Origin of the sequence: Gryllotalpicola ginsengisoli DSM 22003, from assembly GCF_000419445.1 — a bacterium.
Lineage (GTDB): Bacteria > Actinomycetota > Actinomycetes > Actinomycetales > Microbacteriaceae > Gryllotalpicola > Gryllotalpicola ginsengisoli.
On record NZ_AULK01000003.1, the window covers coordinates 26,834 to 47,296 of the forward strand.

General features: G+C 69.6%; 19 protein-coding genes and 1 tRNA gene. 9 read left to right on the top strand and 11 right to left on the bottom strand.

Features of this window, described 5'->3' with window-relative positions:
- Positions 1-31 precede the first annotated feature (31 nt).
- Positions 32-229: a hypothetical protein gene (locus H563_RS0106830; protein WP_022881863.1), complete on the top strand. Its 198-nt coding sequence runs from the start codon at positions 32-34 to the stop codon at positions 227-229.
- A gap of 495 nt (positions 230-724) precedes the next feature.
- Here the strand turns inward: H563_RS0106830 and H563_RS0106835 are convergent, their stop codons facing one another.
- The 4 genes from H563_RS0106835 to H563_RS0106850 form a co-directional block, all read right to left on the bottom strand.
- Positions 725-1,915, bottom strand: a complete 1,191-nt coding sequence (locus H563_RS0106835; protein ID WP_022881864.1) for an MFS transporter — start codon at positions 1,913-1,915, stop codon at positions 725-727.
- A gap of 88 nt (positions 1,916-2,003) precedes the next feature.
- Positions 2,004-2,825 (bottom strand): AfsA-related hotdog domain-containing protein, encoded by an 822-nt coding sequence (locus H563_RS0106840; RefSeq protein WP_022881865.1) that lies wholly within the window; start codon positions 2,823-2,825, stop codon positions 2,004-2,006.
- A gap of 11 nt (positions 2,826-2,836) precedes the next feature.
- Positions 2,837-4,813, bottom strand: coding sequence for a sensor histidine kinase (locus tag H563_RS17305; RefSeq protein ID WP_162138927.1), 1,977 nt, complete (start codon positions 4,811-4,813; stop codon positions 2,837-2,839).
- A 581-nt stretch (positions 4,814-5,394) separates the two neighbouring features.
- Complete coding sequence (locus H563_RS0106850; RefSeq protein WP_022881867.1) at positions 5,395-6,162, bottom strand: response regulator transcription factor; 768 nt, start codon at positions 6,160-6,162, stop codon at positions 5,395-5,397.
- Positions 6,163-6,215: 53 nt separating this feature from the next.
- Here H563_RS0106850 and H563_RS0106855 point away from each other — a divergent pair, with 53 nt between their 5' ends.
- Both H563_RS0106855 and H563_RS15440 read left to right on the top strand, forming a co-directional pair.
- On the top strand, positions 6,216-6,845 hold the full coding sequence (locus tag H563_RS0106855; protein WP_022881868.1) for a ScbR family autoregulator-binding transcription factor: 630 nt from the start codon (positions 6,216-6,218) through the stop codon (positions 6,843-6,845).
- Between the two features lie 180 nt (positions 6,846-7,025).
- Entirely contained in the window at positions 7,026-7,439 is a 414-nt protein-coding gene (locus tag H563_RS15440) for a response regulator transcription factor (RefSeq protein WP_155865068.1), read from the top strand.
- A 13-nt stretch (positions 7,440-7,452) separates the two neighbouring features.
- Here H563_RS15440 and H563_RS15445 read toward each other — a convergent pair whose 3' ends face one another.
- The 7 genes from H563_RS15445 to H563_RS0106895 form a co-directional block, all read right to left on the bottom strand.
- Complete coding sequence (locus H563_RS15445; RefSeq protein ID WP_022881870.1) at positions 7,453-8,820, bottom strand: MFS transporter; 1,368 nt, start codon at positions 8,818-8,820, stop codon at positions 7,453-7,455.
- Between the two features lie 111 nt (positions 8,821-8,931).
- Entirely contained in the window at positions 8,932-9,576 is a 645-nt protein-coding gene (locus H563_RS0106870; protein WP_027479195.1) for a 4-carboxy-4-hydroxy-2-oxoadipate aldolase/oxaloacetate decarboxylase, read from the bottom strand.
- Positions 9,576-10,292, bottom strand: a complete 717-nt coding sequence (locus tag H563_RS0106875; RefSeq protein WP_022881872.1) for a PIG-L deacetylase family protein — start codon at positions 10,290-10,292, stop codon at positions 9,576-9,578. Before H563_RS0106875 ends, H563_RS0106870 begins: the two co-directional genes overlap by 1 nt.
- Before the next feature lie 40 nt (positions 10,293-10,332).
- Positions 10,333-11,256, bottom strand: a complete 924-nt coding sequence (locus H563_RS0106880; RefSeq protein WP_022881873.1) for a DUF6282 family protein — start codon at positions 11,254-11,256, stop codon at positions 10,333-10,335.
- The gene (locus H563_RS0106885; protein WP_022881874.1) at positions 11,256-11,930 is read right to left on the bottom strand and encodes a GntR family transcriptional regulator; all 675 of its coding nucleotides are present in this window, start codon (positions 11,928-11,930) and stop codon (positions 11,256-11,258) included. Before H563_RS0106885 ends, H563_RS0106880 begins: the two co-directional genes overlap by 1 nt.
- Before the next feature lie 2 nt (positions 11,931-11,932).
- Positions 11,933-12,715: an NAD(P)-dependent oxidoreductase gene (locus H563_RS0106890; protein WP_022881875.1), complete on the bottom strand. Its 783-nt coding sequence runs from the start codon at positions 12,713-12,715 to the stop codon at positions 11,933-11,935.
- A gap of 140 nt (positions 12,716-12,855) precedes the next feature.
- Positions 12,856-12,942: transfer RNA gene (locus tag H563_RS0106895), tRNA-Leu, on the bottom strand.
- A 143-nt stretch (positions 12,943-13,085) separates the two neighbouring features.
- On the opposite strand from H563_RS0106895, the gene H563_RS0106900 reads away from it, so the two are divergent.
- From H563_RS0106900 to H563_RS15450, 6 genes are read left to right on the top strand one after another with little or no spacing between them, the layout of a single operon-like run.
- The gene (locus H563_RS0106900; RefSeq protein WP_022881876.1) at positions 13,086-13,835 is read left to right on the top strand and encodes an FhaA domain-containing protein; all 750 of its coding nucleotides are present in this window, start codon (positions 13,086-13,088) and stop codon (positions 13,833-13,835) included.
- Positions 13,832-14,536, top strand: coding sequence for an FHA domain-containing protein FhaB/FipA (locus tag H563_RS0106905; protein ID WP_022881877.1), 705 nt, complete (start codon positions 13,832-13,834; stop codon positions 14,534-14,536). The genes H563_RS0106900 and H563_RS0106905 overlap by 4 nt, the downstream gene beginning before the upstream one ends.
- A gap of 4 nt (positions 14,537-14,540) precedes the next feature.
- A complete protein-coding gene (locus tag H563_RS0106910; protein WP_022881878.1) occupies positions 14,541-15,779 on the top strand; it encodes a Stp1/IreP family PP2C-type Ser/Thr phosphatase in 1,239 nt (412 codons plus the stop codon).
- Positions 15,772-17,175: an FtsW/RodA/SpoVE family cell cycle protein gene (locus tag H563_RS0106915; RefSeq protein WP_022881879.1), complete on the top strand. Its 1,404-nt coding sequence runs from the start codon at positions 15,772-15,774 to the stop codon at positions 17,173-17,175. The genes H563_RS0106910 and H563_RS0106915 overlap by 8 nt, the downstream gene beginning before the upstream one ends.
- Entirely contained in the window at positions 17,172-18,632 is a 1,461-nt protein-coding gene (locus tag H563_RS0106920) for a peptidoglycan D,D-transpeptidase FtsI family protein (RefSeq protein WP_022881880.1), read from the top strand. The genes H563_RS0106915 and H563_RS0106920 overlap by 4 nt, the downstream gene beginning before the upstream one ends.
- Positions 18,629-20,440 carry a protein kinase domain-containing protein gene (locus H563_RS15450; RefSeq protein ID WP_022881881.1) on the top strand — a complete coding sequence of 604 codons (1,812 nt, stop codon included), beginning with the start codon at positions 18,629-18,631 and terminating at the stop codon, positions 20,438-20,440. Before H563_RS0106920 ends, H563_RS15450 begins: the two co-directional genes overlap by 4 nt.
- Positions 20,441-20,463: the final 23 nt, after the last annotated feature.

Consider the following 20,463-nt stretch of genomic DNA (forward strand, 5'->3'; position numbering starts at 1 on the left):
ACGATCACGCCCCGGCGGGGTCATAAAGGGCATGGGTGACATCTATCTCGCCGGCGAGACGATCGCCGACAACGACCGACTGGCTCTGCGGCTGACGCCCCCGTGGCACGCCGAGACGATCACGAACGAACGCACCGGAGCGGTGCTGTTCACCGCCTGCGACTGCCCGATCGGCGCCGACCACGCCTACGCGCAGCGCTACCGCCACCTCCGCTCCCTGACCGCGTAGCGTCGCGCCCCGTCCCCCGAGGAGCGCCCACCGCCCCTTGCCCTCCCCTGAGGAGCGCCCGCAGGGCGCCTTGCCGTTCCCTGAGGAGCGCGCAGCGCCCCTTTCCGTTCCCTGAGGAGCGCCCGCAGGGCGCGTCTCGAAGGGCGCCCCCCCCGCTGGTCGACTCACGCCGCAGGCGCCCCCGCCGGTCGACTCACGCCGCAGGCGTGAATGGAGACCGAGGCGCGCCCCCGAGGCGCACGCTTCGCGCCCAGCGGCACATCGGATGCCGGGTTCGGCGGTGCCCTCCGCGTCGACATGTGCCGCTCGTGAAACCGCCCGCGCACCGAAACGCCCAAAACGCACCGTAAGGAGGAACTTTCGCCGAAAACCTCCTCCCTAGCCTGCGTCTTGGGCGATTGGCGTCCTACAGGTTCCAATACGGCCGCCCCGCGGCCCACTCAACCAGCGGAAGCCCGCTCCCTGAGGAGCACCCGCAGGGCGCGTCTCGAAGGGCTACCCCCGGTGCCGGTCCGCGCGCGGCACGAGCGCGATCGACACGAGCGGCGCCACCGCGACGAGCGCGAACGCGGCGGGGTATCCGACCGCGGTGATCAGCGCCCCGATGCCGGGGCCGACGGCCGAGGCGGCCACAAACTGCCCCGTGTTCTGGATCCCGAGCGCCTTGCCCGACCACGACGGCCCCGCCGCTTCGGCCACCGAGGTGAACGCGAGCCCGTTGTCGGCGACGCTGACCGTCGTCGCGATCACCAGCACGACGGCCCCGACCGCCGACCAGTGCAGCGCGCCGGCCGCGGCGAGCGCGAGCATCACCACGACGCCGCTCATGGCGACCCAGCGCAGCACCCGCACCCGGCTGCCCACCCGGTCGCTGGCCGAACCGATCACGATCCGCCCGAGCGCTCCGACGAACTGCGACAGCGCGATCACCGCCCCCGCGGCGGCCTGGCCCCAGTGCAACTGGGTGATCAGGAACACGAGCCCGAAGGTCGACAGCGTGAACTGCGGCACGACGAGCAGCAGCGAGACGGTGTGGATGCGGGCGAGGAATCCGCTCTCGCGGTACGGGTTGACGGATGCCCCGACCGCCCGCGCCTCGCCCCGCGGCGGGTTGCGGATGCCGACCGCGGTGAGCACCGCGAGCACCGCGGTCAGCGCGGCCGCCAGCAGCAGCGGCGCGGCGGTGCCGAAGCGATCCGCGAGCGGCGGTACGGCCACGGCGGCCACGGCCACGCCGAGCGGCTGCGACATCTGCCGGATGCCCATGGCGAGTCCGCGCCGCCTGCGCGGGAACCACCCGACGACCACCCGCCCGCTGGCCGCGTTGGTGCTGGCCGACGCCGCCCCGCCGAGCAGCAGCAGCACGCCCAGCCAGAGGAAGCCGTGCGCGGCGGCGGCACCGAGCGCGCAGACCGCCGTGAGCGCGAGGCCGCCGGCGATCACCCAGCGCTCGCCCCTCCGGTCGGCGAGCGCGCCCCACGCCACGAGGGTGAGCACCATGCCGAAGGTGGGGGCGGCGGCGAGCAGCCCGGCCTGGGCGAGCGGAACCCCGCGCTCCACGTGCAGCAACGGGATCAGGTAGGCGGGCGTCGAGACCAGGAGGGTGCCGGCGGCCTGCGCGGCGACGCCGAGCGCGAGCATCCGCCACGCCGCCGCCGTGGTCTGCTCGCTGTCGGTCCGGGTCATCTCCCTTGTGGAGTATGCCCTACCCGTCCCGCCCGCGCGCCCGCCCGTTCCCTGAGGAGCGCGCAGCGCGTCTCGAAGGGTGGTCCCCTCAGCCGCGCGTCGTCGCCTCGGCGACGAGCCGCCCGCCCTGCGTGAACGCGGACGCGACCACCGCCCCGCGCACCTCGGCGCGCAGCTGCGTGGCCGCCCCCAGCTCGCCGAAGGCGGGGAAGGAGATGCTCACATCGGCGGGCCGCCGGCCGACGGTCCGCTCGTGCAGTTCGACGGCGGAGTGCAGCAGCAGCATGCCCGGCAGGTGGTCGACGGCGTGGTCGAAGAAGAACGGGTCCGCCTCGTCCACGCCGACGCCCGCCGTGACCGTCGCGCCCCTGCGGCGCAGCCCCGGCAGCAGGTCTTCGGCGGTCTGCGGCAGGTGGTCGGCCAGCGCCGCCGCGTTGCGCCGGATCGCCCGGTAGTCCCGATCGGCGAGCACCTGCGCGCTGACATGCCCGCTGCCGGCGCCCGGCAGCAGGTAGTCGACCTCGAGCCGGTGCGGCACCCCGCGGCGCAGGGTCACCTCGCGGAACTCCACCTCCAGCACCGCCTCCAGCGCCCCGAACCGCGGGAACACCAGCAGGTCGGGCACCGTCTGCAGCGACATCGACGAGATCACGAAGTGAACGGATGCATCGAAGCCGAGCCCCGCCGTGCACACCGCCATCCCCGCCTGCCGCAGCGTCTCCGCCATCAGCGTGAGCGGCACGCGGCCGGGCCGCGGATGGTTCAGCCAGTGGCTGCGCGGCAGCGAGATGTGCGCGTTCCAGGTGGTGTCGCCGAGCTGTTCGACGGTGCGCACGAGCACGTCGGCCTGCGTGGACCGGTGCACGGCCGAGCGGTCGACCGCGGTGGCGCGGTGGGTGAGCGTTTCCATGTCGGCCTCTTTCACGGCGCCGGGGGCAGTGAGGGAAGGGGGGTGCCTTCGGCGCGCAGCGGCAGCCGAACGGTGAAGGTCGAGCCATGCCCGACCGTGCTGTGCACATCGACGGTGCCGGCGTGGGCCTCGACGATGGTCTTGACGATGGTGAGTCCGATGCCGGCGCCCTGCACCGCGCCCTCGCGTGCCTCCCGCGAGCGGAAGAACCGGTCGAAGAGGCGCGCCTTGTCCGCCTGGCTGATGCCGGGCCCCGAGTCGGTGACCGAGATCACGGCCTCCTCGCCGTCGCGCTCGAGGGCCACGGTGATCAGGCCGCCCGCGGGCGTGTACTTGACGGCGTTGGAGATCAGGTTGTCGACCACCTGGGTGACGCGGCCGGCGTCGAGGTGGGCGATCAGCGCCGGCTGCGGCAGCTCGAGCTCGAGCCGGTGCTCGCGCGCGGCGACCGCCGGCCGGAACTTGCTGGCCGACTGGGTGAGCAGCGCGTTCAGGTCGGCGGGCTCGATGCGCAGGCTGAGGTCGCGGGTGCTGGTGCTGAGCAGGTCGCGGATCAGTTCGAGCATCTGCTCGGCGTTGCGCTGGATGATGCGGAACTCGTTGCCGACCCCGAGCGCGTCGACGTCGTGGCTGTCGGCGATCAGGTCGAGGTATCCGACGATCGAGGTCAGCGGCGTGCGCAGCTCGTGCGAGACGGTCGCGAGGTACTCCTCGCGGATCTCGATCGCGTTGGCGAGGTCGGTGATGTCGTAGGTGACGACGGCCGAGCCGAGCGGCTCGCCGTCGGGCCGCACGATGCGGTGCGCCTCGGTCACGATGGCGCGCTGCTCGCCGGCGGGGTCGCCGATCCAGTAGATCAGGCCGCGCTGGTCGCCCTCGAGGGTCTCCGACACGATGTTCTTGCCCTGCTTGACCGGGGTGCGCCGGTCGGAGGCGTACACGTGCTTGCTCAGCCCGGTCGCCGGGTCGTAGCCCGTGAGCTGCAGGAACTCCTGCACCATCCGGTTGTGCAGGGTGGGCCGGTTCTCGGTGTCGTAGAACATCACGCCGACGTTCACCGCGTCGGCGATCGACCGGATGATCACCCCGAGGTCGTCCTTCTCGTCGAGCAGCCGCTGCAGCTCGCCCGACGTCTCGGCCAGCTGGTGCTCGACCCGCTGCTGGCGCTCCAGCAGATGCAGCTCGCCGATCGCGAGCGCGAGCTGCCGGCCGACGTAGTTCAGCAGCGACTTCTCGAACGAGGTGCGCCGCCGGTCGGCCGCATCGGCGAGCACGAGCACGCCGTCGACTCTGCCGTCGGCGACGGGCACCAGGGTGAGCCGCTGCGCGGGCCGCCCGACGAGCTCGAGCCACCACGCCTCGTCGCCGTCGTGCACGGCGACGCCCTCGTCGGGCACCTGGGCGAGTTCGGCCGTGAGCACCCGGCGGAGCGCCGCGATCTGCTCGGCCGTGAGCCGTCCGCCGTCGCTCCACCCGGCGGGCTGGTCGTCGTCGACGCCGTCGCCGTCGCCGAAGTGCGCCACCACGAGCGCCTGCGGTGCGAAGAGCTCCGCCAGCGCGTCGTGCACGATGCGCGTCGCATCCGTCGGGGTCGGCGCAAGGTGCATGCGCGAGACCATGCGCATCGTCTCCGCGCGCAGCCGCTCGGCGTCCGCCAGGCGAGCGCGGCGGCGGGCGTCGCGCTCGGCGAGCGCGGCGACGCGCACGGCGAGATCGGATGCGACGTGCTCGAGCACCACGAAGTCCCGGTCCGGCGAGCACGTCAGCGCGTCCCAGTCCACCTCGTCCGAATGCTCCACGACGAACAGCACGGGCGCGCGGTCCAGGTCGTCGCCGGCCACGGCCGGCCGCGCCACCTCGGGAGCGATGGCGGCTGCCTTCAGGGCGGACTCCACCTGGCCGGCGAGCGCGTCGGGGGCGACGACGAGCACCACCGAGGACCGCGCCGCGGTGCGCGGTGCGGATGCGGAACGAATAGCAGCGGGCAACGCGCCCTCCTCTCGGCGTGACCGACACCCCATCGCGTCGCCGTGGGCGGAAAGATCAGCACCGTCGGGTCGGGGCGGCGCCTTGGTGTCAGGGTACCCACGGGCAAGGCCGATCTGACCGGCCAATCCGGGGGCCACGGCCCCCCACTTCGGGGCGGGTCCGGGGCCGAGGTCGCGGCCTCGCGACAACCTTGAGCGGCTCTTGAGGTGATCCTGCGCTTCCCTCGCGGCACGCCCTGCAGACTGGCCGCGCGGCCCCGCCCCGAGAGGGCCGCGAAGCTCTCAACCCGAAGCAAGAAAATGGGGCGTCCTCGACCCGAACGAGGACGCCCCTCCCCCTTTTTCTCGTGGCGCTCTCAACCCGATGAGGCAGCCAGCGGGGCGGCGACGAAGTCAGACACGTCGCACGCCACTCCACAGGCTAGCGTCGCCCCGCGTCGCGCGGCCAGAGTCCGGGTCCGAAAGGTCGCCGAAGCCCACCCCGAGTTCGGGGGGCCAGTGCCGTTGAGGACAGTGCCGTTGAGGCCGGTCCTGTTGGGGCCTGTGCTGTCGGCAGCGCCGACCTCGAGCGCCGGTGCGCGTCAGCCGCGCGGCGCGGTGAGCCGGTAGCCCACCCCGCGCACGGTCTCGATGATGCGCGGATGCGCGGCGTCGTCCGCGAGCTTCTTGCGGAGGTTGCCGATGTGCACCTCGACGCCGCGCCGGTCGGCGTCGCTGACGTACGGGTCGGCCAGGTAGCTCTCGCCGCGCAGCAGCACCGCCAGCTCGGCCTTGGTGCGCACGGTGCGCCCCGACTCGAGCAGCGCCGTCAGCAGCTCGAACTCGCTGCGGGTCAGGTCGACCTGCTCCCCGTCGAGTTCGACCAGCCGCGCCGCCGTGTCGACGACCAGTGCGCCGTGGCGCAGCACGACCGCATCCGGGTCGATCCGGGGCGCCTCGGCCGTGGCGGCGAGCACCGGCGGCAGCTCCACGGTGCGCGGCCGGCGCAGCATCGCCTCGATGCGCGCCCGCAGCTCACGCGGCCGGAACGGCTTGAGCACGAAGTCGTCGGCGCCCGAGCCGAGCCCCTGCAGGGCGTCGATCTCCTCATCGCGCGCCGTGATCATCACGATGTAGGAGCTGCTGATGGCGCGAATCCGTTTGGCCGTCTCGAACCCGTCGATGCCCGGCATGTTGACGTCGAGCGTCACCACCACCGGCTGGTGGTCGGCCACCGCCTGCACCCCCTCGGCCCCGTCGCCGACGGCGACGACGGAGAGCCCGATCTGCTCCAGCACCGCCCCGATCAGCTGCCGAATGGAGTCATCGTCCTCGATGACAACGGCGCTGGGTCCCGAATCCCCTGCCATGGGGGAAGCGTAGCAACGGGCCGCTTCGGCACGGTCACCCCTAAGCTGGGCGCGTGCCTCAGCAGCGCGCCTCCTCGACTCGCGACGAGATCCTGCGCGCGGCGGCCGCGGAGTTCGACGAGTTCGGCTACGCCGGAGCATCGATGTCGGGCATCGGCGCCCGACTCGGCAAGACCAAGGGCGCGCTGAGCTACCACTTCTCCTCGAAGGAGGCGCTCGCGCGCGAGATCATCGAGAGCCAGTTCGACTACTGGGCGAGCGTGCTGCGCAGCATCCGCTCGGACGGCCACGACGCGCTCGCCGCCATGATCCTGCTCTCCTTCGCCGTCGGGCGCCGCTTCCGCGACGACGTGGTGGCGCGCGCCGCGATCGGCCTGCAGCACGACGCAAGCCTCGCCCGGGGAGTCGCGCCGACGCCGTTCGTCGGCTGGAACGAGCTGAGCTTCGAGCTGCTCGCCGAGGCGGTCGAGCTGCACCACGCGCAGCCGACGCTGAGCACGGATGACTCGGTCGAGGTGCTCGTCGAGGGATTCACCGGCCTGCAGCAGGTGGCGCGCCGCCTGACCGCCGCGGCCGACATCGACGAGCGCGTGCGCCGGTACTGGCTGCTGGCGCTGCCCGGTCTGGGTGTTCCGGCGCCCTGCGATCTCGTCGACCGGCTGGCGGCCGACACCCGGTACTGATCCGCCTGACCCACCGCGGGGGCGCTGTCCGATGCGCGCTGTCCCATTCGCGCGTGACCCGTGCTGGGGACTGGTGCCGAATCAAGACGACCGTCTAGGTTGATCGCATCGGGGGGTTTCGGCCCAGTGAGGAAAGACGGGCGGCGTGAGAGCAGTCACCGGCGCGTGGGCGCCACAACCATGAGCACGGCGGAACGGCCGGTCGCGGTCGTGATCGAAGACGACGAGAGCATCCGCTATCTCGTCGGCGCCGTGCTGGCCAAGCTGGGACTGCGCATCGTGCCCGCCGAACACGGCGAGAAGGGCATCGCCGACGTGCGCGAGCACCGGCCGGCCCTCGTCACGGTCGACCTGCGGATGCCGGGGATCGACGGTTTCGCGACCATCCGGCGCATCCGCGAGTTCAGCGACGTGCCCATCCTCATGCTCTCGGCCCGCGACAGCGAGAGCGACGAAGAGCTCGGCCGCGAGGCGGGCGCCGACGAATACCTGCGCAAGCCGTTCCGCACCCGCGAACTGCGCACCCTGGCCGCCGCGATGCTGCGCACGCCGCGCCGGCAGGACGCCGGCTGGGCCGCCTGCATCGTCGACTGACGGGGCCCCTGATCTACGAGAGCTGGTACTGCTTCTCGAGCGGATGGTTCACGATGTCCCACTTCCGCGTCTCGGCGCTGAGGAATCCGCCGACGACCATCAGCACGCCCGCGAGCACCAGGAGGACGACCGGCGTGTACGCGAACGGCACGATGTGGCCCAGCCAGTTCTGGTAGTAGGCGTAGAAGCCCGTGACGATCAGGGGGAGGCTGTAGCTGAGCCCATAACCGGTACCGCGGAGAGCCGCCGGGTAGCGCTCGCTGAGATAGGCGGGAGTGAGGGCGAACATGCTGGCGCCGCTGATGCGAATCACGACGACAAGCAGAAGGACCGTTCCGAAACCGATGACTCCTCCGTGCCCGAACACGGCGAAGCAGGCGGCGCAGACCGTACCGGTCGTTATGCCGCACAGAATGAAGAACATCTTGCGGCCGATCCGGTCAGACAGCGCACCGAAGACGGGGAACAGCACCGTGTGGATCAACTGTGCGATGACGATGATCAACGAGATTCCGGACGCGTCCACGTTGCTCCCGGATTTCGCCGTGCTCGCAAGGAGGCTGGAGGCCATGTTCGACGCGAACCAGACCCCGAGCATCATGACGAAGAGCGTCCAGTAGTTCTTCGGGGCCACGGGACCGAGGAGCCGGCCGACCGGGTGCTTGACACGCGTCACTTGGAGCTTGTGCGTGACCGCCAGGGAGTCCTTCGCGGCGCGCGAGTAATAGATGAGGAAGAACACGCTGAAAATAGCGCCGCAGAGGAACGGGATGCGCCATCCCCAGACGGTGAACGGGGCGTCAGCGCCGCCGGACGGAAAGAAGTGCAACGTCGCCCACGTAATGGCCGCGATCGCGCAGTACGAGAGCGGGAATCCCGCGCCCACCAGCGAACCGTAGAATCCGCGCCGGTCCTGCGGTGAGTGCTCGATCGCCAGTGCCATGGCGCCCGTGTACTCACCGCCGATGAAGATTCCGTCGACGAATCGCAGCAGGATCATGAGCACGACCGCTCCCGCGCCCCATTGTGCGTATCCAGGCAGGAACGCGATGAGGAAAGTGGCGGCTCCGCAGCCTGCGACCGACCACAAGGTGACCTTCTTGCGACCGACATGATCTGCGATCGGGCCGAAGATCATCGACCCGACGGGGCGCCCGAACAGAGTCGCGACGAACACAAGCGCCGTGATGATCGCCTTTGTCGCCACCGGAAGCGACGCGGGGATGAAGTAGACGGTGGCGGGCGCCAGGGCGATCGTCGGCAGGTACACGTCGTACATGTCGACGAAGAAGCCGAACGCGCCACCGACGACAGCGCCGGTCAGACGGCGTCGGCTCTCAGCTGTGGAAACGATTGCGGGCGCAGCCGCTGCTTGAGACATCGTGGTTCTCCAAACTCCATTGTTTGTTTCGCTGATTTCGGGACGCGTCTCCCCTGCGCTCGGAGACGTGCCGTTCCGAGCGCTGCGTCAGGGGCTGGGGTTGTTCCTAGTTCAGGTGGTCGCGTTCTCCTCGTCTTCCTTCCGGAAGCCGTAGGCGTCGTACGAGAACTCGCCGGCCTCCCAACGGACGCGAAGGCCGTTTTCCTTCGCTTCACGAGCGAGCGCGGCGTCGACCACCTCTTCGAGACGCTCGCGAGGAACAACCGTCACGCCGTCGGCGTCCGCGATGACGACGTCGCCTGGGTGGATGGTCTGGCCCCCTACCTGAACCGGAACCTGGACGGTTCCCCGGGCGTCCTTCGCGGCGCCGCGCATCCGAACCCAGCGGGACCACACAGGCAGGCCCAGTTCCCGCAGATCATCGGTGTCGCGCACGCCACCGTCGATAACCAAGCCCGCCGCACCCGCGTGTGCAGCCTGCGTTGCGAGCAGCTCCCCTACCAAACCGAAGGGGGTCGGGTTGGGGCTAGTGGCGACGAGCACGTCGCCTGGCGACAGCTTCGCGATGGCCTCGTGGATGCCCCGATTGTCGCCGTCCGCGCAGAGAACGGTGTAGGCCGGGCCGGCCACGCGCGTTCCCGGAAGCACCCGGATCCACTCGCCATCGACCATGCCTTTGCGTCCGGCCGCCTCATACACGGTGGCGGCGCCCAGGCGAGCTAGTTCAGCGACCGCCTCCGAAGGCGTCCCGGTCATCACAGCGCCTCCACGACGTTCGGAATCAGGCGCTGGAACGCCTCGGCCTGTCGGATCGCCTTGTTGCCGGTGACCTTGCGGGCATGGTTGCCGCGGTGCTCAGCGCGCTGCGTGTAGTACTCGCGCAAGTAGCTCTGCGCCTTCATGGCTTCCATAGCCGTCGCCTTCTTCTCGAACACAGACGTGATATCGACGAAGACGGACGGCACGAAGCCGCAGAGCTCCGGCTGGTGCGGTTCGAAGACGAGGAACTCGGTGGGAGGAGCAGTCTTGAACCCGGCTTCGACCACCGCGCCGGAGGTGAGCAGTCGTGCTTGCGCGACGATCCGGTGGGCGACCGGGTGGTCCGGATTGAATGGGTCCTTGTCGGGGTGGGTGAGCACGACGTTCGGCTGCCAGTCCCGAATCAGATCCGCGAGCCTGTCCACCGCCTCCGGGGTCTCGCGCAACGGGTAGTCGCCGAGGTCGAACCCCTCGAAGGTCGCGCCGACGGCCCGAGCGGCGGCCTCGGCTTCCTCGTGGCGAATGCGCTTGACGTTGTCCTCGGTCTGACCCGGCTCCTTCCAGAGCTCGCCGGACTCGCCGCGCTCGCCGTAAGAAAGCGCGACGATGCGCACCTCGCCGCCGTTATCCACCGTCTTTGCCGCGACTCCCGCAGCGCGCCAGACGAAGTCGGCGCTGTGGGCCCCGACGATGAGAAGTTTTCGTGACGTCACGACGCTGGTCCTTTCATTCTTTCCGTGGGTGGTCGCGCCTTCAGTCGATGACCGCAAGGTGCCGAGTGTTGGCGACCGCCATCGTCCTGATCTCGTCGTCGCTGAATCCGGCGCGATGAAGGTGGTCGGCCATGATGGGCAGGCCGTCCTCTACGGGTGGATTGAACGGCTGGCCGAGGTCGCTGGACAGGATCGAGTGCTCAGGTCCGACGTCGCGGATGTGGTCTTGCAACTCATCCCAGCTGACCTTCCCGCTGTGCGGGGTAGTGAAGCAGCGCTCGAGGAAGGCACCGAGTGCCGCGAGTTCCTTCTGCGTCTGCACGTCGAGGCGCTGGGAGGTGAACTCTGGGTGCGTGACGATGATGCGGGAGACACCCAGCTCGTGGGCCGCGTGCACCAGCGCCACGATCTCCGTTCCGGAAAGGTGCCCTGTCGCAAGCGTCATCTTGTACTTGGCGATGAGCTTGAGCACAGCGCGCGCCTCTTCGTTGACCTCGCCGTGCCCGTCAAGAACGTCGATCGGTGCCGGCTCGAGGCCGTCTGCCTTCAACTCGTCCTGCAGCGCCGCCCACATCGGCGGGACTGCACCCGGGGGAAGTTCGGCCCTGCTGTCCCGCTGGTTTCGTCCATCCACCGTGGGAAACCACACAACTCGCGCTCCCTCTCGGCCGGCGATGTCGACCGCCGAGGGGTTCAACCCTCCGACAGCTGCGTTGAGCGTGATGGCTCCCAGAGCATCCACCTCGGGCACCGCGTAACGCACCACCTCTGCACGCTCCGCCGTGGGTACGTAGTGCGACTTGAGGACGAACCCGGCCAGCCGGCGCTCGCGAAACCGTCTCGCGAGTTCGATGTCGTTGATCCGGCGCTTCATCACGTCCGGTGCCACGTGGACGTGGAGGTCGTACGCACCCTCGACGAGCTTCCGCGCATAGTCGCTCGGTTGGGGATGTTCTTCAGCCATCACGGCTCCTTCGGGTCACGGATCGACGCGGTGGCACGCGTTCTGTGCAACGCCCCGATCAGGTGGGTGAGATGCAGTTCCATGGCCGCCTTCGCCCGCTCGGGGTCGCGTGCCGCGATGGCCGACACGATCTCGGAGTGTTCCGCGAATGACTCCGCCGAACGCCCGGGGGCGAGAGCCGTGCGGAACTGGAATTTGACGGCCTGGATCTTCAACGACTGGACGATGCGCGAGAGGCGAGGATTGGCTGAGATGGCCAGAATCTTGTCGTGCATCGCGGCGTTGGCCGTCGAGTAATGGAATAAGTCGCCTGCCTCAAGATCTGACTTCATTTCCCGGACGTGGTCCAAGAGTTCTGCGATTTCCTTGTCGGTGGCCTTCACGGCCGCCTCCTCGGCCGCGAGCGCCTCCAAGGCGCGACGGATCTTCGTGATCTCGATCGCCTCCTCTTCTGACACGGATCGGACGCTGATGCCCTTGTTCGGCTCCTTGACTACGAGCCCGTCCTGCTCAAGACGAGCAAAGGCCGTGCGCACGGCCGTTCGGCCGACGCCGTATCGCTCGGAGACGGCCGCCTCCGTGAGACGTTGACCCGGCGGGAACTCACCCTCCGCAATTGACTGCTTGATGGCGTCAGTGAGCCCGTCGATATTCAGTGGAGTGCGGATCGTCATGCTCACGATCGTTCCCCCGCTCCCGCGAGCCTGTCCAACCATGCAACAGCGGCGAGAGTCATCTCCCGGTGGGCACCTGTCTCCGACAAGAACGCCGCGGCATCCTCCATTTCGTGGAGTCGGCGTTCCGCGTGCATGCGCGTCCCCGTGATGAGTCGCTCAAGCAACTCGCGGCCGGCGGGGCCGAGCTCGTCCGCCATCTGGTCCCGGAGCCATTCGCGCTGGCCGACTCTTGCAGACGCCTCGTCGGCTTCGATGACAACGGCTGCGAGCCCCTTCATGAAGACGCTCCGCAGCAGTTTTCGCGCGGCCGCGTCACCCATCTCGCCACGAATAGACTGCGCTTCGGCGCCGACTACATCTCGAAAGAACTCGGTTACGGCATCGGCACCGGGCCCGGAGACCAGGAGAGGCGTCTTCGCTCCCGCCCTCGGCACGGGGGCCAACACCGCAACGTCGGCCGCGATGGCGCCGGCCGCGTCCACGATCCTGCCGATCTCTCGCTTGAGTACGGGCGAGCCGGTATTGAAGTCGGCGTAGAGGGTCCCACGCGGGATAACCTCACACGCTTGCCGAGCAACGATGGCCGACGCTCGCGCACCGGTGAAGCTGATCACGATCTCGGCCGACTCGACCGCCTCCGCGAGGCTATCGCAGCGCCTGACGCCAGTCGGGGTCGGCACCGGCGCCGGGTCGAAGCCGAGGACGTCGACGCCGGCCGCGGCAAGGTCACGGCCGTACCGGCCGCCGGCCTCGCCCAGCCCCAAGATCGATAGCAACGTCATCGTTGTGTATCCAAAATTGTCGACAATCGTGTGGACAAGCAGAGTTTGCCACCGCGGCGGGCTGGTCGTCAATAGCCCGCGCCAGCAGGGCGGCGGATATAGAAGAAGGCCCCGAGCCGGAGCTCGGAGCCTTCTCGATCTGGTGCGCGAGGGGGGAGTTGAACCCCCACGCCCTCACGGGCACACGGACCTGAACCGTGCGCGTCTGCCTATTCCGCCACTCGCGCGAGATCAGTCGCCGACGTCGAACGTCAACCTGCAAGAAGATAGCACGCAGCGCGGGCGATCGCCATTCGAGGGCACGTTGCCAGGGCCCGCGGAAGACCCGGCCGCTAACATGCAACAGCAGGACCACACGACAGGGAGATCCGTGGGCTTTCTGGACAACTTCGAGAAAGGGCTTGAGCGCGCCGTCAACATGGCGTTCGCCAAGACCTTCCGTTCGGGGCTGCAGCCGGTCGAGCTCACCAGCGCCCTGCGGCGCGAGATGGACACCAAGGCGGCCGTCGTCGCCCGCGACCGCATCCTCACCCCCAACTCCTTCACCCTGCGCCTGGCGCCCGCCGACTACGAGCGGATGAGCCGCATGGGCGGTGCGCTCACCGACGAGCTCACCTCCTTCGTGCAGAAGCACGCCCGCGCGCAGCACTACGCCTTCGCCGGCGCCGTCTCGGTCGAGCTGCAGTCCGACACCGGTCTCAGCACCGGCGTGCTCGAGGTCGACTCCGGCAACGTCAAGCAGGACGTGCGCTGGAGCCCGGTCGTCGACGTCAATGGCAAGCGGCATCCGCTCACCCATGCCCGCACCGTGATCGGGCGCGGGTCGGAGGCCGACATCACCGTCGACGACACCGGCATCAGCCGCCGCCACGTCGAGATCGCCTGGGACGGCAATCGCGCGCAGGCCCGCGACCTCGGCTCCACCAACGGCTCCAAGCTCAACGACCGGCCCCTGTCCACCGCCGTGCTGAGCCCCGGCGACGTGATCACCGCCGGGCGCACCCGCATCGTCTTCGACGTCGTGCCGCAGGCCGCCGGCCGCCGCGCCCCCGGAACGCCGGCCCCGGGTCGCCGCCGGGACGCGGCACCGCAGCCGGGCGGGTTCTGGAGCGAGCCGTGAACGCGAGTTCGCTGACCCTGCTGGTGCTGCGCATCGGCTTCCTCATCGTGCTCTGGTCGTTCGTGTTCGTCATCGTCTACACGCTGCGCAGCGACCTGTTCGGGCCGCGCGCGAAGAGACTGCCGGATGACGCGGCCGGCGGCGCCCCCGCCGCGGGCGGCACCCCCCACGCCGCCCCGCCGGCCAGCCCCTCTGCCAACCCCGACGCCGCGCTCGGCGGCCTCTTCGCCGGTCTCGCCGCCGCCCCGACCGGCCCGGTGACCCCGGCGCGGCAGGCGCCCCCTGAGCCCCTGGGCTCCGACGACGAGCATCCGCTCGCCGGCCTCGCCATCGACCGCACCGGCTCCGTGCCGACCGTGCCCGGCGAGCCCACCGCGCCGACCGGCGGCCGGCAGAAGGCGACCGTGTTCAACGCCTCCAAGCTCGTCATCACCGGCGGCCCGCGCGCAGGCGTCGAGTACGAACTGACCAACGAACCGCTCACCATCGGCCGCTCCAGCGAGTCCGGCCTGGTGATCCGCGACGACTACACGAGCACGCATCACGCCCGGCTGATGCTGTGGAACAACGACTGGATGCTGCAGGACCTCGACTCCACCAACGGCACCTTCCTCGACGGCGAACGCGTCACCGCTCCCACGCAGGTGCCGCTCGACACGCCGATCAAGGTGGGCATGACGACGTTCGAGCTGCGGCGGTAAGCGCATGGCGCCCAATACGCGGGGCGCCGCGGTCAGCAACGTCGGCCGCGTGCGCAGCAACAACCAGGACTCCGGCTACGCCGGGCACGACCTGTTCCTCGTCGCCGACGGCATGGGCGGCCACGCCGGCGGCGACGTGGCGAGCGCGATCGCCACCAACTACATCAAGCAGGTCGACCGTGAGTACGACGACCCCGAGGTCGCCCGGGAGACCCTCAAGAACGCCCTGCTCGAGGCCAACACGCGGCTCGCCGAGACCGTGTACGAGCATCCGGAGCTCACCGGCATGGGCACGACCGTGAGCGCGCTCATCCGGGTCGGCGACTACGTCGCCCTCGCCCACATCGGCGACAGCCGCATCTACCTCTGGCGCGACGGCGAGCTGTCCCAGATCTCCACGGATCACACCTTCGTGCAGCGCCTCGTCGACACCGGCCGCATCACCGAGGAGGAGGCGCTCGTGCACCCGCGCCGCAGCGTGCTGATGCGCGTGCTCGGCGACGTCGACGCCCACCCCGAGGTCGACTCCTGGATCCTCGAGACGAAGCCCGGCGACCGCTGGCTGCTGTGCTCCGACGGACTCTCCGGCTTCGTCAAGAAGGAGCAGATCGCCCGCGCGCTGGGCAGCCAGGCCTCGCCCAAGACCGTCGCCGACCGGCTGCTGAAGGCGAGCCTCGACGCGGGCGCCCCCGACAACGTGACCGTCATCGTCGTCGACATCGACCGGGGCGATCAGCCGCACGAGCCGCTCACCGTCGGCTCGGCGGCCGCCCCGCTGTCCTACGTCACCGACATCGAGCGCCCCCGCCCCGCACGCCTGCCGCTGCCGTCGCTGCTGCATCCGGCCCGGCCCGCGATCGAGCCGTCGCACTTCGAGCCGCAGACCCAGGACTACCTCGCCGAGCTCATCGAAGAGGACGAGCGCCGCCACCGCCGGCGCCGCGCCTTCTGGCTCGGCTTCGCCATCATCGCCGCGCTCGCCCTCGCCGCGATCGTCGTGATCGGGTACCGCTGGACCCAGACCCGCTACTACATCGGAGTCTCGGAGGGCGATGTGGCGATCTACCAGGGCGTGCAGCAGGATCTCGGGCCCTTCCCGCTCTCCCACGTCTACGCCCGCACGACCATCCCGGTCGACGAGCTGAGCGCCTTCGAGCGGCAGCAGATCCGGCAGACCATCGACGCCGGCAGCCTCGGCGACGCCGAGCGCATCGTCGAGCAGCTGGGGGGCGGCAATGGCTGAGTCCACCCGCACCGGCTTCGTCGGCACGATGACGAGCGTCGTGCCGCGCATCCGGATGCCCCGGCGCCTGCGCAACCTCGAACTCGGCCTGCTCGTGTTCGCGTTCGCGATCGACGTGGCCGCCGAGGTGCTGGTGCAGCTCGGCACCAAGGGGCAGATCGACGGGTCGCTCGCCTTCTACGGCATCGCCCTCGGCGTGCTCGCCTTCGGCCTGCACATCACGCTGCGATTCACGGCGCCCGACGCCGACCCGTTCATCCTCCCGATCGCCACCGTGCTGAACGGCATCGGCATCGCCGAGATCTACCGCATCGACATCCACAAGGCGGCGAGCGGATGGGATGCGGCATCCGTGCGCCAGATCGTGTGGACCGCGATCGCGATCGTGTGCGCGATCGTCGTCCTCGTCGTCGTGCGCAATCATCGGATGCTGCAGCGCTACACGTACCTGAGCGGCCTGCTGTCCCTCGTGCTCGTCTTCATCCCGCTGCTGCCCGTGATCGGGACGAAGAACGAGTCGGCGAAGGTGTGGATCCAGATCGGGCCGCTCAACTTTCAGCCCGGCGAGATCGCGAAGATCACGCTCGCGGTGTTCTTCGCCGGCTACCTCGTGCAGCGCCGCGAGTCGCTGGCCGCGGTCGGCACCCGGTTCCTCGGAGTGACCTTCCCGCGGGCGCGCGACCTCGGCCCGATCGCCGTGATCTGGCTGATGACGCTCGCGGTCATCCTGTTCGAGCGCGACCTCGGCACCGGTCTGCTCTACTTCGGCTTGTTCCTCGCCGTCATCTACGTCGCCACAGGCCGCACCAGTTGGGCGCTGATGGGCGTGGCCGCCCTCGTCGGCGGCGCGTTCGCGGTCGACTGGCTCTCCTCGGTGCTGCCCAAGCTCGGCTACGTGCACGGCCGGTTCGAGAACTGGCTGCACCCGTTCTCGCAACACCAGTACGACTCGGTCGGCGGCAGCGGTCAGCTCGTGCAGGGCCTGTTCGGGCTCGCCCACGGCGGCCTGCTCGGCACGGGGCTCGGGCAGGGGCAGCCGTACATCACGCCGGTCGCCGACAGCGACTACATCGTCGCCTCGATCGGCGAGGAACTCGGCCTGATCGGGCTGTTCGCCATCCTCGGGCTGTACATGATCTTCGTCGCGCGCGCGTTCCGCATCGGCTTCGCCAGTGAAGACGACTTCGGCAAGCTGCTGGCCGTCGGCCTCGGCTTCGTCGTCGCGCTGCAGACCTTCGTCGTCATCGGCGGCATCACCAGGGTGATCCCGGTGACCGGGCTGACCGCGCCGTTCCTGGCGGCCGGCGGCTCGTCGCTCGTGGCGAACTGGGTGATCTCGGCGCTTCTGCTGAGGTTGTCCGACACCGTCCGCAACCAACCGAGGCAGGCGTCGTGAACAGAGAACTCAAACGGGTCAGCGTGGTCGTGCTGATGATGTTCGTCGCGCTCTTCGTGGCGTCATCCGCCATCCAGGTCGGCTACGCCGACGCGCTGGGCAACGACCCGCGCAACACCCGCGCCATCAACGACAGCTACAACGTGCAGCGCGGCTCGATCATCGTCGACGGCAAGGCGATCGCCGAGTCGCGCCCGAGCGACGACCGCTACAAGTACCAGCGGGTCTACACGAACGGCGAACTGTACTCGTCGGTGACGGGCTATCTGTCCTCGGTCACGGGTGCCGCCACCGGCATCGAGTCGGCCATGAACCAGGAGCTGTCCGGAACCTCCGCCTCGGACTTCTTCACCCGCCTCAAGAACACCTTCACCGGCAAGCACCCGCAGGGCAACTCGGTCGAGCTGACCATCGACCCCGTCGCGCAGCGCGCCGCCTTCGAGGCGCTCGGCAATCTGCAGGGCTCGGTCGTCGTCGAGGAGGTCAAGACCGGCCGCATCCTCGCCATGGTGTCGAAGCCCGACTACGACCCCAACCAGCTGGCCGTGCACGACTACTCCGCCTACCTGAAGGCGTATCAGCAGCTCGAGTCGCAGGACGGCTCCCCGCTGGTGAACAAGGCCATCACCGACCTGAACCCGCCCGGGTCGACGTTCAAGCCGGTGGTGACCTCCGCCGCCCTCTCGTCGGGCAAGTACACGAAGGACAGCACCTTCCCGAACCCGTCGAGCTACCAGCTGCCCGGCACGTCGACCGTGATCCACAACGACACCGGCGCCGCCTGCAGCGGCGGGTCGAAGGGCAAGGTCTCGATCGAGATGGCGCAGATCTGGAGCTGCAACATCCCCTTCGCCGAGCTCGGGCTCAAGGTCGGGTCGGACGCGATCAAGAAGCAGGCCGAGGCATACGGATGGGGCCACCAGTTCGAGATCCCCATGACGGTGTCGACCAGCCAGTACCCCGGCTACGACGACCCGGCGGAAGTGGCGCAGAGCGCGTTCGGTCAGCAGAGCGACCGCGCGACCGCGCTGCAGATCTGCATGGACTCCGCGGCGATCGCCAACGGCGGCGTGGTGATGGAGCCGAACCTCGTCGAGTCGGTGATCACGCCCGACCTGCAGAAGCAGCAGCAGTTCTCGCCGACCGAGTACGGCCGCGCCACGAGCGAGTCCGTCGCCAAGACCGTTACACAGATGATGGTCAGGGGGGTCAATGAAGGCACCGGGACGAATGCGAGAATCAATGGTGTCAGCGTGGCGGGCAAGACGGGAACGGCCCAGAACGGTGAGGGCGACCCGTACACCTTGTGGTTCACGGGCTTCGCGCCGGCTGACAACCCCGATATCGCGATCTCGGTCGTGGTCGAAGACGGGGGCGGACTCGGTCAGAGCGGCACGGGCAACAGCGTGGCCGCGCCGATCGCACGAACTGTACTTGAGGCGGTGCTGAACGAATGAGACCCACGGCAGGACTCACCTTCGGTGGGCGGTACGAGCTGCAGTCGCGGATCGCGATCGGCGGCATGGGCGAAGTGTGGCAGGCCACCGACCTCGTGATCGGGCGCACCGTCGCGATCAAGATCCTGAAGGACGAATACCTCGGCGATCCGGCCTTCCTCGAGCGCTTCCGCACCGAGGCCCGGCATGCGGCCCTGGTGAACCACGAGGGCATCGCGAACGTCTTCGACTACGGCGAGGAAGAGGGCAGCGCCTTCCTGGTCATGGAGCTCGTGCCCGGTGAGGCGCTCTCCTCGATCCTCGAACGCGAGGGCCACCTGTCGGCTGACAAGACGCTCGACATCGTCGCGCAGACCGCCGCCGCGCTGCAGGCCGCGCACCAGGCCGGCCTCGTGCACCGCGACATCAAGCCCGGCAACCTGCTGATCACCCCCGAGGGCCGGGTCAAGATCACCGACTTCGGCATCGCCCGCGTGGCCGACCAGGTTCCGCTCACCGCGACCGGTCAGGTCATGGGCACGGTGCAGTACCTCTCGCCCGAGCAGGCCAGCGGCCACCCGGCATCCCCCGCCACCGACATCTACTCGCTCGGCATCGTCGCCTATGAGGCGGTCGCGGGCCGCCGGCCGTTCACGGGCGAGTCGCAGGTGGCGATCGCCATGGCGCAGATCAACGAAGCGCCGCCCGAGCTGCCCACCTCGATCCCCGAGCCGGTGCGCAACCTGATCATGTCGTGCATCGCCAAGAACCCGGCCGACCGGCCGGCGACCGCTGCGAACCTGTCGCGCGCCGCCCAGGCGCTGCGCCGCGGCGACGTCGCGGCGGCGGCCGCCGCCGTCCCGGCGGTGCTCGGCGGCGAGGGCGCGACCGCGGCCACGATGCTGCTGCCCTCGACGAGCGCGGCGCCCACGCAGGCCACCACGATGTACCCGCAGCAGCCGACGGTGCTGGTTCCGGCGACCGCCCCCGCCCCGACGCCCACCCGCGCGGAGGCCCGGCAGACCAAGAAGCGGAACCCGTGGACGGTGCCGCTGATCATCCTGATCCTGATCCTCATCGGCGCCCTGGTGTGGTCGCTGATCAACTTCTTCGGTCAGGACAAGGCGTCCTCGCCGACCTCGAGCAAGCCGGCGGCGAGCCCGAGCCGCACCTCCGAGAGCCCGACGCCGAGTCAGACCGCGACGCAGGCCACGCGCGGCATGATCGATCCCGACGACTACATCGGCCTCACCGCCGACGAGGCCAGGCAGAAGCTCGCGGCCGGCGGATGGACCAACGTGCAGGTGCTCACCGGTGACCCGGCCACCGACCCCTCGCAGGTCGGCCTCGTGTACGAGATCAACCCGACCCAGTCGGTGCCGTTCGACGAGCAGATCACGCTCTCGGTCTACGCCGACCTGGTGAAACCCAACGCGCCGTCGTCGGCCCCGACGATCCAGAGCCAGAGCGACGACCCGGCCGTGCCGGGCACGCAGTTCGCCTTCGCGTTCAACAAGGCCGACTCCTGCCCCTCCGGTCAGACCCTGACCGGCCGCAACCTCTACGTCGACGGGACGAAGGTCGCCTCGGTCGACGGGTCGACCGGCGCCGCCAACTGGACCGTCCCGGATGAGGATGCCGGCAAGACTGTCAGCGTCGCCTACTCCATGGTGTGCGCGGGCCAGAACGAGTCGGGCCACTCCCCGGCTCTGCGGGTGCCGATCAGCGACCCGTCGAGCGAGACCTCCACCCCCACTCCGTCGACGAGCTCTTCGGGGAGTGCGAGCTCCGGAAATGAATCCGATAACGGGGCCGGCGTGACGCCGTGATCCTCCGCGACGCTCAGCTTCTC

What these genes read in the sequence shown, in the direction of transcription:
- H563_RS0106830 (WP_022881863.1), top strand. Translation starts at nt 32, where the DNA reads ATGGGTGACATCTATCTCGCCGGCGAGACGATCGCCGACAACGACCGA.
- H563_RS0106835 (WP_022881864.1), bottom strand. Translation starts at nt 1,915, where the DNA reads ATGACCCGGACCGACAGCGAGCAGACCACGGCGGCGGCGTGGCGGATG.
- H563_RS0106840 (WP_022881865.1), bottom strand. Translation starts at nt 2,825, where the DNA reads ATGGAAACGCTCACCCACCGCGCCACCGCGGTCGACCGCTCGGCCGTG.
- H563_RS0106850 (WP_022881867.1), bottom strand. Translation starts at nt 6,162, where the DNA reads ATGGCAGGGGATTCGGGACCCAGCGCCGTTGTCATCGAGGACGATGAC.
- H563_RS15440 (WP_155865068.1), top strand. Translation starts at nt 7,026, where the DNA reads ATGAGCACGGCGGAACGGCCGGTCGCGGTCGTGATCGAAGACGACGAG.
- H563_RS15445 (WP_022881870.1), bottom strand. Translation starts at nt 8,820, where the DNA reads ATGTCTCAAGCAGCGGCTGCGCCCGCAATCGTTTCCACAGCTGAGAGC.
- H563_RS0106870 (WP_027479195.1), bottom strand. Translation starts at nt 9,576, where the DNA reads ATGACCGGGACGCCTTCGGAGGCGGTCGCTGAACTAGCTCGCCTGGGC.
- H563_RS0106880 (WP_022881873.1), bottom strand. Translation starts at nt 11,256, where the DNA reads ATGGCTGAAGAACATCCCCAACCGAGCGACTATGCGCGGAAGCTCGTC.
- H563_RS0106885 (WP_022881874.1), bottom strand. Translation starts at nt 11,930, where the DNA reads ATGACGATCCGCACTCCACTGAATATCGACGGGCTCACTGACGCCATC.
- H563_RS0106890 (WP_022881875.1), bottom strand. Translation starts at nt 12,715, where the DNA reads ATGACGTTGCTATCGATCTTGGGGCTGGGCGAGGCCGGCGGCCGGTAC.
- H563_RS0106910 (WP_022881878.1), top strand. Translation starts at nt 14,541, where the DNA reads ATGGCGCCCAATACGCGGGGCGCCGCGGTCAGCAACGTCGGCCGCGTG.
- H563_RS0106915 (WP_022881879.1), top strand. Translation starts at nt 15,772, where the DNA reads ATGGCTGAGTCCACCCGCACCGGCTTCGTCGGCACGATGACGAGCGTC.
- H563_RS15450 (WP_022881881.1), top strand. Translation starts at nt 18,629, where the DNA reads ATGAGACCCACGGCAGGACTCACCTTCGGTGGGCGGTACGAGCTGCAG.